11 protein-coding genes are annotated in these 11,639 nt (G+C 62.3%); 7 read left to right on the top strand and 4 right to left on the bottom strand.

The genetic code is table 11. The features are described 5' to 3' along the window. Nucleotides 1-82: 82 nt before the first annotated feature. Nucleotides 83-313: a DUF1127 domain-containing protein gene (locus GST84_25780; GenBank protein ID XGB15576.1), complete on the top strand. Its 231-nt coding sequence runs from the start codon at nt 83-85 to the stop codon at nt 311-313. A gap of 200 nt (nt 314-513) precedes the next feature. Here GST84_25780 and GST84_25775 read toward each other — a convergent pair whose 3' ends face one another. After that, nucleotides 514-1,806: an FAD-dependent oxidoreductase gene (locus tag GST84_25775; GenBank protein XGB15575.1), complete on the bottom strand. Its 1,293-nt coding sequence runs from the start codon at nt 1,804-1,806 to the stop codon at nt 514-516. A 144-nt stretch (nt 1,807-1,950) separates the two neighbouring features. Here GST84_25775 and GST84_25770 point away from each other — a divergent pair, with 144 nt between their 5' ends. After that, the gene (locus tag GST84_25770) at nt 1,951-2,304 is read left to right on the top strand and encodes a YkgJ family cysteine cluster protein (GenBank protein ID XGB15574.1); all 354 of its coding nucleotides are present in this window, start codon (nt 1,951-1,953) and stop codon (nt 2,302-2,304) included. A gap of 2 nt (nt 2,305-2,306) precedes the next feature. Here GST84_25770 and GST84_25765 read toward each other — a convergent pair whose 3' ends face one another. Continuing rightward, a complete protein-coding gene (locus tag GST84_25765) occupies nt 2,307-2,795 on the bottom strand; it encodes an AsnC family transcriptional regulator (GenBank protein XGB15573.1) in 489 nt (162 codons plus the stop codon). A 156-nt stretch (nt 2,796-2,951) separates the two neighbouring features. On the opposite strand from GST84_25765, the gene GST84_25760 reads away from it, so the two are divergent. The 5 genes from GST84_25760 to GST84_25740 all read left to right on the top strand — a co-directional run bounded on the left by GST84_25760 (nt 2,952) and on the right by GST84_25740 (nt 8,770). Continuing rightward, nucleotides 2,952-4,256 (top strand): FAD-dependent oxidoreductase, encoded by a 1,305-nt coding sequence (locus GST84_25760; GenBank protein XGB15572.1) that lies wholly within the window; start codon nt 2,952-2,954, stop codon nt 4,254-4,256. Nucleotides 4,257-4,399: 143 nt separating this feature from the next. After that, complete coding sequence (alr, locus tag GST84_25755; GenBank protein XGB15571.1) at nt 4,400-5,473, top strand: alanine racemase; 1,074 nt, start codon at nt 4,400-4,402, stop codon at nt 5,471-5,473. Between the two features lie 107 nt (nt 5,474-5,580). Next, a complete protein-coding gene (locus GST84_25750; protein XGB15843.1) occupies nt 5,581-6,129 on the top strand; it encodes a cupin domain-containing protein in 549 nt (182 codons plus the stop codon). Between the two features lie 154 nt (nt 6,130-6,283). After that, nucleotides 6,284-6,688 carry a cytochrome c5 family protein gene (locus GST84_25745; GenBank protein XGB15842.1) on the top strand — a complete coding sequence of 135 codons (405 nt, stop codon included), beginning with the start codon at nt 6,284-6,286 and terminating at the stop codon, nt 6,686-6,688. 222 nt (nt 6,689-6,910) lie between these two features. Continuing rightward, a complete protein-coding gene (locus GST84_25740) occupies nt 6,911-8,770 on the top strand; it encodes an acetyl-CoA hydrolase (GenBank protein ID XGB15570.1) in 1,860 nt (619 codons plus the stop codon). Nucleotides 8,771-8,879: 109 nt separating this feature from the next. Here the strand turns inward: GST84_25740 and GST84_25735 are convergent, their stop codons facing one another. Then, nucleotides 8,880-9,452, bottom strand: a complete 573-nt coding sequence (locus GST84_25735; GenBank protein ID XGB15569.1) for a xanthine phosphoribosyltransferase — start codon at nt 9,450-9,452, stop codon at nt 8,880-8,882. Between the two features lie 111 nt (nt 9,453-9,563). Further along, nucleotides 9,564-11,573: a DNA helicase Rep gene (gene rep, locus GST84_25730; GenBank protein ID XGB15568.1), complete on the bottom strand. Its 2,010-nt coding sequence runs from the start codon at nt 11,571-11,573 to the stop codon at nt 9,564-9,566. Nucleotides 11,574-11,639 lie beyond the last annotated feature (66 nt).

Here is an 11,639-nt window from a genome sequence, read left to right as displayed (position 1 = left end):
AAGGCTGTATTGGATCTGTATTGCTGACGGTGCCGACGCGCATGCTTTCTCCACGGTAACAACTGAACGGGAGGATGCGGTGATGGGTGGCATGAGCGATGTGCGCTTGCAACTGTTGGCCAAGGAGCTGGAAGCCGGGCAGCAGGCCAAGGTGTTCAACGCGCCGGAGGGTTTGGGGCGTTGGGGGCTGATGCTGCATCGCTGGCATACCCGCAGGGCGTTGCTGCAGCTGACCGATGACGAGCTGCGCGATGTCGGGCTGAGCTCGGAGCAGGCCCGGATCGAAGGGCGGAAAGCCTTCTGGAAGGACTGACAGGGTGGTCGCTGGAGGGCCTGTTGTGCCCCAGACTTGAAACTTGCACCGACCCTGTGGGAGCGGGCATGCCCGCGAAGCAGGCGTCGCGGAGGATGGCACGGGCTTCGCCCGTGTTCGCGGGCACGCCCGCTCCCTCAGGGGGCTAGTCAGCTTTTAGATTTTAAGCAAGACAGTTGCTGCCACAAGGATGGGGACTTTCAGGCCAGCTCTTTCAGACGATGCCACAGCATCCCCAATGCCAGCAGTGGCGAGCGCAGGTGCTTGCCGCCAGGGAAGGTGATGTGAGGCACCTTGTTGAAAAGGTCGAAGCGCCCGCTTTCCTGGCCACTGATGGCTTCACCCAGCAGGCGCGCGGCCAGGTGGGTGGCGTTGAGCCCATGGCCAGAGTAGGCCTGGGCGTAATACACGTTCGGCTGGCTGGCCAGGCGGCCAACCTGTGGCAGGCGGTTGGCACCAATGCCGATCATGCCGCCCCACTGGTAGTCGATGCGCACGTCGGCAAGCTGCGGGAACACCTTGAGCATCTTCGGCTGCATGTAGGCGGCGATGTCCTTCGGGTCGCGGCCTGAATAGTGGCAGGCACCGCCAAACAGCAGGCGATGATCGGCGGACAGGCGGTAGTAGTCCAGCGCCACGCGCTGGTCACACACCGCCATGTTCTGCGGCAGCAATGCGCGTGCGCGTTCTTCGCCCAGCGGCTCGGTGGCAATGATGTAGCTACCGGCCGGCAGCACCTTGCCGCCCAGTTCGCGGTTGAGGTCGTTGTGGTAGGCGTTGCAGCACAGTACCAGGGTCTTGGCGCGTACTCGGCCTTGTGCGGTATGTACCTGCACTTCAGGGCCATAGTCTATGCGGGTAACCTCGGACTGCTCGAACAGCTTCACGCCCAGACGGCTGGCCACGGCCGCTTCACCCAGCGCCAGGTTGAGCGGGTGCAAGTGCCCAGAGCCCATGTCGATCAGCCCGCCCACATAGCAATCGGCGCCGACCACGCTGTGGATATCGTCCTTGCCGACCAGCCGCAGCTCATGCGCATAGCCCAGGCTGCGCAGTTCCTCTGCGTCTTCGGCAAAGCCCAGCAGCTCGGCGGGTTTGTTGGCCAGGTCGCAGTAGCCCCAGGCCAGGTCGCAGGCGATGGCATGCTTTTCCACCCGCTCGCGCACGATCTGTACGGCCTCCAGGCCCATCAGCTTCAGGGTGCGCACGCCTTCCTCGCCGATGACCGGGAGAAACTGCTCCAGGCCGTGGCCGACCCCACGGATCAGTTGCCCGCCATTGCGCCCACTGGCGCCCCAGCCAAGTTTGCGCGCTTCCAGCAGGATGACCGAGAAACCACGCTCGGCCAGCTCGATGGCGGTGTTCAGGCCCGAGTAACCGCCGCCGATGATGCACACGTCGGCGTTGTGTTCGCCTTGCAGGAAGGCGTGGTCAGGGTGTGGCGCGCTGCTGGCGGCGTAATAGGAGGCGGCGTGCTGCGCGCTGTGGATCATCGGGGCGGCCCTGAAAATTGGAGGGGGGACGAGGATAAGCTTTGCCATCGCGGCCGGGCAACCAGCGAGGGCTGCATCCTCGTTCGCGGGTGGAGCCGCGAATAAGCCTATAATCCAATCACTTTTGTCAGCTTGTATCCCGTCATGTCCTGTAACCGCCACAAGATCCACTTCCTGCGCGAACTCATCCCTTCATTCGAGTGCGAGCCCGGCTGCCATGACTGCTGCGGCCCGGTCACCACCTCGGCGGAGGAAATGGCCCGCCTGCCGCGCAAGTCCCAGGCGGAGCAGGACGCTGCTCTGGAGCGCCTGGACTGCGTGCACTTGGGCCCCAACGGCTGCACGGTGTATGAAGAGCGGCCGATGATATGCCGGCTGTTCGGTACCACCCCGCGCATGGCCTGCCCGCGTGGTCGTGGCCCTGAACCGATGATCGACCCTGCCGCTGAACAGTTGGTCCACCAATTCATTGCCACCACCCGCCAGGTGCTGGTCTAGCCTCAGTCCGGGATCGGCAGGCAGAGGCTTTCCTTCACCTCTTCCATCACGATGTAGCTCTTCGATTCGCGCACGTGCGGCAGTTTCAGCAGGATGTCCCCGAGCAGCTTGCGGTACGAAGCCATTTCCGAAATACGCGCTTTTACCAGGTAGTCGAAGTCGCCCGACACCAGGTGGCATTCCAGCACGTGGGGCAGCTTCAAGACCGCGCGGCGGAACTCCTCGAAGGTGTCGCCCGACTTGTAGTCCAGGCTGATTTCCACGAACACCAGCAGGCTGCCCTTGAGGTGCTGCGGGTTCAGGCGGGCGTTGTAGCCCATGATGATGCCCTCGCGCTCCAGGCGGCGAACCCGCTCGGTGCAAGGGGTGGTGGACAGCCCAACTTTCTCGCCCAGTTCGGTGAAGGAAATACGCCCGTCATTCTGCAGGATACGCAGGATGTTACGGTCGATCTTGTCCAGTTCACGCTTGGTCTGGTGCTGGGTTCTCATAGGGGATGCCCCTCCGTGAAAGGCGTTTTTGCCGAGAATTCTCGCCAATAATAGGCTTTTATATAGTGAATTGCACTGGTCTCAAATTCCTATACTGCGCTCATTCATGCCATTTCAATAAAAGTGTGCGGCGCGCCGCGTGTGAGGGATAAAACGATGCGAGTTCTGGTACTTGGTAGCGGTGTAATCGGAACCGCCAGTGCCTACTACCTGGCCCGGCAAGGTTTCGAAGTCACGGTGGTCGACCGCCAGCCGGCGGTGGCCATGGAAACCAGCTTTGCCAACGCCGGCCAGATCTCGCCCGGCTATGCCTCGCCCTGGGCTGCCCCAGGTGTACCGCTCAAAGCCATCAAATGGCTGCTGGAGCGTCACGCCCCCTTGGCCATCAAGCTCACGGGCGACGTCGATCAGTACCTGTGGATGGCACAGATGCTGCGCAACTGCACCGCCAGCCGTTACGCGGTGAACAAGGAGCGTATGGTGCGCCTGTCCGAGTACAGCCGTGACTGCCTCGACGAGCTGCGCGCCGAAACCGGCATCAACTACGAAAACCGCAGCCTGGGCACCACCCAGCTGTTCCGCACCCAGGCCCAGGTCGATGCGGCGGCCAAGGATATTGCCGTACTCGAACAGTCCGGTGTGCCCTACGAGCTGCTCGATCGCGACGGCATTGCCCGCGTCGAACCCGCCCTGGCCGGCGTGAAAGATATCCTGGCCGGCGCCCTGCGTTTGCCGAACGACCAGACTGGCGACTGTCAGCTGTTCACCACCAAGCTCGCCGACATGGCGTTGAAGCTGGGCGTGGAGTTCCGCTTCGGCCAGGATATCCAGCGCCTGGACTTCGCCGGTGACCGCATCAATGGCGTATGGATCGACGGCAAGCTGGAGACGGCAGACCGCTATGTGCTGGCGCTGGGCAGCTACTCGCCACAGATGCTCAAGCCGCTGGGCATCAAGGCCCCGGTGTACCCGCTGAAAGGTTATTCGCTGACCGTGCCGATCACCAACAGCGACATGGCCCCGACTTCGACCATTCTCGACGAGACCTACAAGGTTGCCATCACCCGTTTCGACAACCGCATCCGCGTTGGGGGCATGGCTGAAATCGCCGGTTTTGACCTGTCGCTGAACCCGCGCCGGCGCGAAACGCTGGAGATGATCGTCAACGACCTTTATCCTCGCGGCGGTGACCTGAGCCAGGCCAGCTTCTGGACCGGCTTGCGCCCGGCGACCCCGGACGGTACGCCGATCGTGGGTGCCACGGCGTTCCGCAACCTGTTCCTGAACACCGGTCACGGTACCTTGGGCTGGACCATGGCGTGCGGTTCCGGTCGCTTGCTGGCCGACCTGATTGCGCGCAAGAAGCCGCAGATCAGTGCCGAAGGCCTGGATATTTCCCGTTATGGCAATAGCCGGGAAGTGGCCAAGCACGGGCAAAGCGCGCCGGCTCACCAGCAGTAACAGCCTGTGCCGGCCCATTCGCGGGCTTGCCCGCTCCCACAGAAACACCACAGCTTTTGAACGCTGTGCACTACTTGTGGCAGCGGGCAAGCCCGCGAAGAATCCACCACCGATTTCAACCCGAACACCATAAGGCAGCCGCCATGCGTCCCGCCCGCGCCCTGATCGACCTCCAGGCCCTGCGCCACAACTACCGTCTGGCCCGTGAACTGACGGGTGCCAAAGCCCTCGCCGTGATCAAGGCCGACGCCTATGGCCACGGCGCCGTGCGCTGCGCCCTGGCCCTGGAGGCCGAAGCCGACGGCTTTGCCGTGGCCTGCATCGAAGAGGCGCTGGAGCTGCGCGCTGCCGGTATCAAAGCCCCGGTGCTGCTGCTGGAAGGTTTTTTCGAAGCCAGCGAACTGGCGCTGATCGCCGAGCACGACCTGTGGTGCGTGGTGCACTCGCTGTGGCAGCTGGAAGCCATCGAGAAAACCCCGCTGCACAAGCCGCTCACCGTCTGGCTGAAGCTGGACAGTGGCATGCACCGCGTTGGCCTGCACCCCAAGGACTACCACGACGCCTACCAGCGACTGTTGGCCAGTGGCAAGGTTTCGCGCATCGTGTTGATGAGCCACTTCGCTCGCGCCGACGAACTGGACGCTGACGCCACCTCCCAGCAGATCGCCGTGTTCGAAGCTGCCCGACAGGGCCTAGCCGCCGAATGCAGCCTGCGTAACTCGCCCGGCGTGCTGGGCTGGCCGCAAGCGCCCAGCGACTGGGTGCGCCCAGGCCTGATGCTGTACGGCGCCACGCCGTTCGAAGTGGCGCAGGCCGAGGCCGCACGCCTGCAACCGGTGATGACCCTGCAATCGCGGGTGATCAGCGTGCGTGAGCTGCCTGCCGGCGAGCCGGTGGGCTATGGTGCCAAGTTCGTCAGCCCTCGGCCGACCCGCGTGGGTGTGGTTGCCATGGGCTATGCCGATGGCTACCCGCGCCAGGCGCCCAACGGCACTCCGGTGCTGGTGGCCGGCAATCGCACCCAGCTGATCGGCCGGGTGTCGATGGACATGCTCAGCATCGACCTCACCGACGTACCGGAAGCCGCTGTCGGCAGCCCGGTAGAACTATGGGGCAAGCAGGTGCTGGCCAGTGAGGTGGCCGCGCATGCGGGCACCATTCCGTACCAGATCTTCTGCAACCTGAAGCGAGTACCACGGGACTACATCGGCGAATGACACGCTGAAGCGGACAGGTTGGGGGCGGTGTGTTGTAAATACTGAACGGCATTGCCATGATATCGTTCACATCCACCCCCTTCCCACTGTTCCAGGAGGCTCCAGCTTTGGACGTCGGCGAACGACTGCAAGCCATCCGCAAGCTCAAGGGCCTGTCCCAGCGCGAACTCGCCAAGCGTGCTGGCGTGACCAACAGCACCATCTCGATGATCGAGAAGAACAGCGTAAGCCCCTCTATCAGCTCGCTGCGCAAAGTGCTGAGCGGCATCCCCATGTCCATGGTCGAGTTCTTTTCGGTCGAGCTGGAGCCCGAAAGCCCCACTCAGATCGTCTACAAGGCCCACGAGCTGATCGATATCTCGGATGGAGCGGTAACCATGAAGCTGGTTGGTAAGTCGCACCCCAACCGCGCAATCGCTTTTCTGACCGAGGTGTACCCGCCAGGCGCGGACACCGGTGCCGAGATGCTTACCCACGACGGCGAGGAGACCGGTATCCTGCTTGAAGGCCGCCTGGAACTGGTGGTCGGCAACGAGATTTTCGTTCTCGAAGAGGGCGACAGCTACTACTTCGAAAGCACCCGCCCGCACCGCTTTCGCAACCCGTTCGACCAGCCGGCGCGGCTGATCAGTGCGGCGACGCCTTCAAACTTTTGATCCAGCGCAGTGCATTGAGTCGGCAATACCCCTTTCCTGTGTGGGGTCGTTTCACGGCCTCTGGGTTCCCGCTATACTTTTCAACGCTCGCCGATCCGTGGCCGCGAGCGTGATTAGCCACCATGAGGGTGTTCGCGTGAATCAAATCAAGAAGATGCTGGCCGTACCAGCAGCCGTATTCGCCCTCTGGGCAATGAGCGCAACCGCTGCGACCAATGACGACATCGCCAAACGCCTGGAACCGGTTGGCCAGGTGTGCGTCCAGGGCCAAGAGTGCAAAGGCATGGAAGTGGCCGCTGCAGCGGGTGGCGGGGGAGCCAAGACGCCGGATGAAATCATCGCCAAGCACTGCAATGCCTGCCATGGCAGCGGGTTGCTCGGCGCGCCTAAAATTGGTGACACCGCCGCGTGGAAAGAACGCGCCGACCACCAGGGCGGCCTGGATGGCATCCTGGCCAAGGCCATTACCGGCATCAACGCCATGCCGCCAAAGGGCACCTGTGCAGACTGTACGGATGAAGACCTGAAAGGGGCGATCAAGAAAATGTCCGGGCTGTGATTTACAGCTGAATTGCATGAGGCCCGCCGTTAATGGCGGGCTTTGTTTTTTGTTGTCTCGGCCTCTTCGCGGGCACGCCCGCTCCCAAAGGTACTCCGCAGGACCTGAAGGTTGTGTTAATCCTGTGGGAGCGGGCTTGCCCGCGAAAGGGCCGGTACAGGCAACCAATTACTTCAGCCCTATGTCCAACCCCTGAACCCGTGGATGTTTCAGGAGGCCCAGATGCACCTCTGCTCCATCGACCAGGCTGTCGAGCAGGTCTTGTCCCGGCTGCCAACCCATATCCATATGGGCCTGCCTTTGGGTCTGGGGAAACCCAACGCCTTCGTCAACGCGCTTTACGCCCGCGTACGCGAGCTGCCCGAACGGCGCCTGACCATCTATACCGCACTTTCCCTCGGCCGCCCGCCACTGGGCGATGGCCTGCAGCGGCGCTTTCTCGAACCCTTCGTCGAGCGAGTGTTCGCGGACTACGAAGAGCTCAGCTACCTCGCAGACCTGCGCAACGACAGCCTGCCGCCCAACATCCGTGTCGAACAGTTCTTCATGCAGCCCGGTAGCCTGCTGCACAGCGAATCGGCGCAGCAGGACTACGTCAGCAGCAACTACAGCCACGCCGCACGCGATATCAACGCCAAGGGCCTGAACCTGATCGCCCAGTTGGTCGCCGCCACCCCTGAAAAGCCCGTGCACCTGAGCCTGGCCTGCAACCCAGACATCACCCTCGACCTGCTGCCGATGATTGCCAAGCGGCGCGCGGCTGGCGAAACCATCCTCATGCTGGGCCAGGTGCATGCCGAACTGCCCTATATGCCAGGCGATTCGGAACTGAGCATGGAGGCATTCGACCTGCTGATTGATGAAGCGGAGCAGCGACGGCTGTTCTCTACGCCGAACATGCCGGTCGGCATCCAGGACCACTGCATTGGCTTGCACGCCAGCACGTTGGTGCGCGATGGCGGCACCCTGCAGATCGGCATCGGGGCCATGGGTGATGCAGTTGCCGCCGCGTTGCTGGCTCGCCAAGGTGACAACGCAGGCTACCGAGCCGTGCTTGATGAGCTGGATGTTGGCCCCTGGCATGCGCTGATCGAACGCGAAGGGGGGCTAGGGACGTTTGCCCAAGGCCTGTACGGCTGCAGCGAGATGTTCGTCAATGGCCTGCTGGTGCTGGCCGAAGCAGGGTTGCTACGACGCCCGGCGGACGAGCAGGGCGCAATACTGCATGGCGGCTTTTTCCTCGGCCCGCAAGCGTTCTATCAGCGCTTGCGCGAGATGCCGCTGGAGCAGCGCGCACATTTTGCCATGACCCGCATCAGCTTCATCAACGAGCTATATGGGCAGGAGGAACTCAAGCGCCGCCAACGCCGTGATGCGCGGTTTATCAACACTGCGTTTGCCATGACCTTGCTCGGCGCCGGGGTGGCTGATCAACTTGAAGACGGCCGTGTGCTCAGCGGCGTGGGCGGGCAGTACAACTTTGTCGCCCAGGGCCATGCGCTGGAAGGTGCACGTTCGATTCTGCTTTTGCGCAGCTGGCGCGAGTCAGGCGGGGAGGTGACCTCAAACCTGTTCTGGACCTATGGCCACTGCACCATCCCCCGGCACCTGCGCGATATCGTGGTGACCGAGTACGGTATCGCTGACTTGCGTGGGCAGACCGACAGCGAGGTGATTGCGCGGTTGCTGGCAGTGAGCGATTCGCGGTTCCAGCAGGGGCTCATCGAGCAGGCAAAAGAGGCCGGCAAGCTGGCCAAGGGCTTTCAGCTGGACGCTCGCTTCACCGACAATACGCCGCAGCGGCTGGAAACGATCCGGACGCGGCATGCGCGGCTGTTCCCGGAGTATCCAATGGGCACGGACTTTACGGCCGAGGAGCGGGATCTGTTGCGGGCGCTGAACTGGTTGAAGAGCAAGTTCAAGCTGAGCGAGGTGCTGGAGCTGGGCAAGGCAGCGTTGGATGCACCGGGGCCGGAGGGGTATGAAAGCCACCTGGAGCGGATGCAGTTGGGGCAGCCGCAGGGGCTTAAAGAAGAACTTTACCAGCGCTTGTTGTTGGCGGGGCTGGCGGCAACCAGATAAAAGGGTTGCGGCCATTCGCGGGCATGCCCGCTCCCACAGGTACGGCACAGCGTTCGAGACCTGTGCTGCACCTGTGGGAGCGGGCGTGCCCGCGAAGCAGGTGTCGCGTTTACTCGATGAAGCTGACTACACCACCTTCCAGCGACTTCACCCGGGCCAGCGATTCAACGCGGTAGCCCTGGCTGTCCAGCTCGGCACGGCCGCCCTGGAACGACTTCTCGATCACAATGCCCAGGCCCGCCACGGTGGCGCCAGCCTGCTTGATGATCGAGATCAGCGCCTGCGAGGCCTTGCCGTTGGCCAGGAAGTCGTCGATCACCAGCACGCGGTCGCTGCTGTTGAGGTGACGCGGCGAAATGGCCACAGTGTTCTCGGTCTGCTTGGTGAAGGAATACACCGAGGCGGTCAGCAGGTTTTCGGTCAGGGTCAGCGACTGGTGCTTGCGAGCGAAGATGACCGGCACACCCAGTTTCAGACCGGTCATTACCGCTGGGGCAATGCCCGAGGCTTCGATGGTGACGATCTTGGTCACGCCGGCATCGGCGAACAGGCGGGCAAACTCGTCACCGATCAGCTGCATCAGCGCCGGATCGATCTGGTGGTTGAGAAACGCGTCGACTTTGAGAACCTGATCGGAAAGCACGATGCCTTCTTCGCGAATCTTCTGATGCAGTGCTTCCACTGTGATTTCCTCGATGTAGATAGTGGTCTGTATGGCCGATTTGTGAGCTCAAATCGGCCATACAAACCACCGTGGCCGCTAACAGCGGCAAAGTTAAAGAGTAATGGTTGATCAGCGTTTGAGCATTGCCCGGATATCGGCCAAGGCGTTGTTGCCGCGTGCGGCCTTCACCTCGACCGGCGCATCGTCCAGGCCCTCCCAGGCCAGGTCGTCCGGAGGCAGTTCGTCGAGGAACCGGCTGGGCGTGCAGTCGATGATTTCACCGTACTGCTTGCGCTTGGCGGCGAAGGTGAAGGCCAGGGTCTGGCGCGCGCGGGTGATGCCCACGTAGGCCAGGCGGCGTTCCTCTTCGATGGTGTCGGCCTCGATGCTGGAGCGGTGCGGGAGGATTTCCTCTTCCATGCCCATGATGAACACGTACGGGAACTCCAGGCCCTTGGAGGCATGCAGGGTCATCATCTGCACACCTTCGGCGTTCTCTTCTTCTTCCTGCTGGCGCTCGAGCATGTCGCGCAGCACCAGTTTGCCGATGGCGTCTTCGATGGTCATGTCACCCTCTTCGTCCTTCTCGAGGGTGTTTTTCAGTGCTTCCACCAGGAACCACACGTTGCTGATGCGGAACTCTGCGGCCTTGTCGCTGGCGGTCTGCTGGCGGATCCAGTTCTCGTAGTCGATGTCGCGGATCATCTCGTGCAGCGCGGCAATAGGATCTTCCAGGGCGACCTTGTGGCGTACCCCATCCAGCCAATGCTTGAAGCGCTGCAAGCGCTCGGTGTAGCGGGCGTCCAGATGCTCGCCCAGGCCCAGCTCCTCGCTGGCGGCGTACATCGATATACCGCGCTCAGTGGCGTAATTACCGAGCTTTTCCAGGGTGGTGGAGCCGATTTCCCGGCGCGGTACGTTGATCACACGCAGGTAGGCGTTGTCATCGTCCGGGTTCACCAGCAGGCGCAGGTAGGCCATCAGGTCCTTGACCTCCTGGCGGCCAAAGAAACTGTTACCACCCGACAGACGATACGGTACCTGGTGGTGCTGCAGCTTCAGTTCGATCAGCTTGGCCTGGTAGTTGCCGCGGTAGAGGATGGCGAAGTCGCTGTACGGGCGGTTGGTGCGCAGGTGCAAGGTGAGGATTTCCATGGCCACGCGTTCGGCCTCGGCTTCCTCGTTCTTGCAGCGGATCACGCGGATCTCGTCGCCCACGCCCATTTCGCTCCACAGCTGTTTCTCGAACGCATGCGGGTTGTTGGCGATCAACACGTTGGCACAGCGCAGGATGCGGCTGGTGGAGCGGTAGTTCTGCTCGAGCATGACGATCTTCAGGGAGGGGTAGTCCTCCTTGAGCAGCATCAGGTTCTCAGGGCGTGCACCACGCCAGGCGTAGATCGACTGGTCGTCGTCGCCTACCACGGTGAACTGGTTGCGCATGCCGATCAGCATCTTCACCAGCAGGTACTGGCTGGCGTTGGTGTCCTGATATTCGTCTACCAGCAGGTAGCGCACACGGTTTTGCCAGCGCTCCAGCACCTCGGGGTGCTCCTGGAACAGTTTGACCGGCAGCAGGATCAGGTCGTCGAAGTCCACCGCGTTGAACGCCTTGAGCGTGCGCTGATAGTGGGTGTAGACGATGGCTGCGGTCTGCTCGCGTGGGTTGCGCGCTTTTTCCAGGGCCTCTGGTGGCAGGATAAGGTCGTTCTTCCAGGCACCGATCATGTTCTTGATCTCGTCGATGCCGTCGTCGCCGGAGTATTCCTTCTGCATGATGTCCGACAGCAGCGCTTTGATGTCAGACTCGTCGAAGATCGAGAAACCCGGCTTGTAGCCCAGGCGCTCGTGTTCCTTGCGGATGATGTTCAGGCCAAGGTTGTGGAACGTACACACGGTCAGGCCACGGCCTTCCCCCGGGCGCAGCAAGGTGGCAACCCGCTCCTTCATCTCGCGCGCGGCCTTGTTGGTAAAGGTCATCGCCACGATGTACTGGGCGCGGATGCCGCAGTTCTGGATGAGGTGGGCAATCTTGCGCGTGATCACGCTGGTCTTGCCCGAACCTGCACCGGCGAGCACCAAAAGAGGGCCGCCGACATAGTCACGGGCTTCCTGCTGCCGGGGATTGAGTCGGGACATGCTAGAAACCGGGGGTCGCCAGAAAATAGCCGCGCATTCTAACAGGCATGGGGCCGTTGTGGCGCG

Origin of the sequence: Pseudomonas putida (genome assembly GCA_041879295.1) — a bacterium.
Taxonomy (GTDB): Bacteria; Pseudomonadota; Gammaproteobacteria; order Pseudomonadales; family Pseudomonadaceae; genus Aquipseudomonas; species Aquipseudomonas putida_Y.
This window is presented reverse-complemented; position numbering and strand designations above follow the sequence as displayed.

Bases quoted from the DNA above. Each gene is read 5' to 3' on its own strand.
- rep (XGB15568.1), bottom strand. From the start codon at position 11,573: ATGTCCCGACTCAATCCCCGGCAGCAGGAAGCCCGTGACTATGTCGGC.
- GST84_25760 (XGB15572.1), top strand. From the start codon at position 2,952: ATGCGAGTTCTGGTACTTGGTAGCGGTGTAATCGGAACCGCCAGTGCC.
- GST84_25740 (XGB15570.1), top strand. From the start codon at position 6,911: ATGCACCTCTGCTCCATCGACCAGGCTGTCGAGCAGGTCTTGTCCCGG.
- GST84_25775 (XGB15575.1), bottom strand. From the start codon at position 1,806: ATGATCCACAGCGCGCAGCACGCCGCCTCCTATTACGCCGCCAGCAGC.
- GST84_25745 (XGB15842.1), top strand. From the start codon at position 6,284: ATGCTGGCCGTACCAGCAGCCGTATTCGCCCTCTGGGCAATGAGCGCA.
- alr (XGB15571.1), top strand. From the start codon at position 4,400: ATGCGTCCCGCCCGCGCCCTGATCGACCTCCAGGCCCTGCGCCACAAC.
- GST84_25770 (XGB15574.1), top strand. From the start codon at position 1,951: ATGTCCTGTAACCGCCACAAGATCCACTTCCTGCGCGAACTCATCCCT.
- GST84_25780 (XGB15576.1), top strand. From the start codon at position 83: ATGGGTGGCATGAGCGATGTGCGCTTGCAACTGTTGGCCAAGGAGCTG.
- GST84_25765 (XGB15573.1), bottom strand. From the start codon at position 2,795: ATGAGAACCCAGCACCAGACCAAGCGTGAACTGGACAAGATCGACCGT.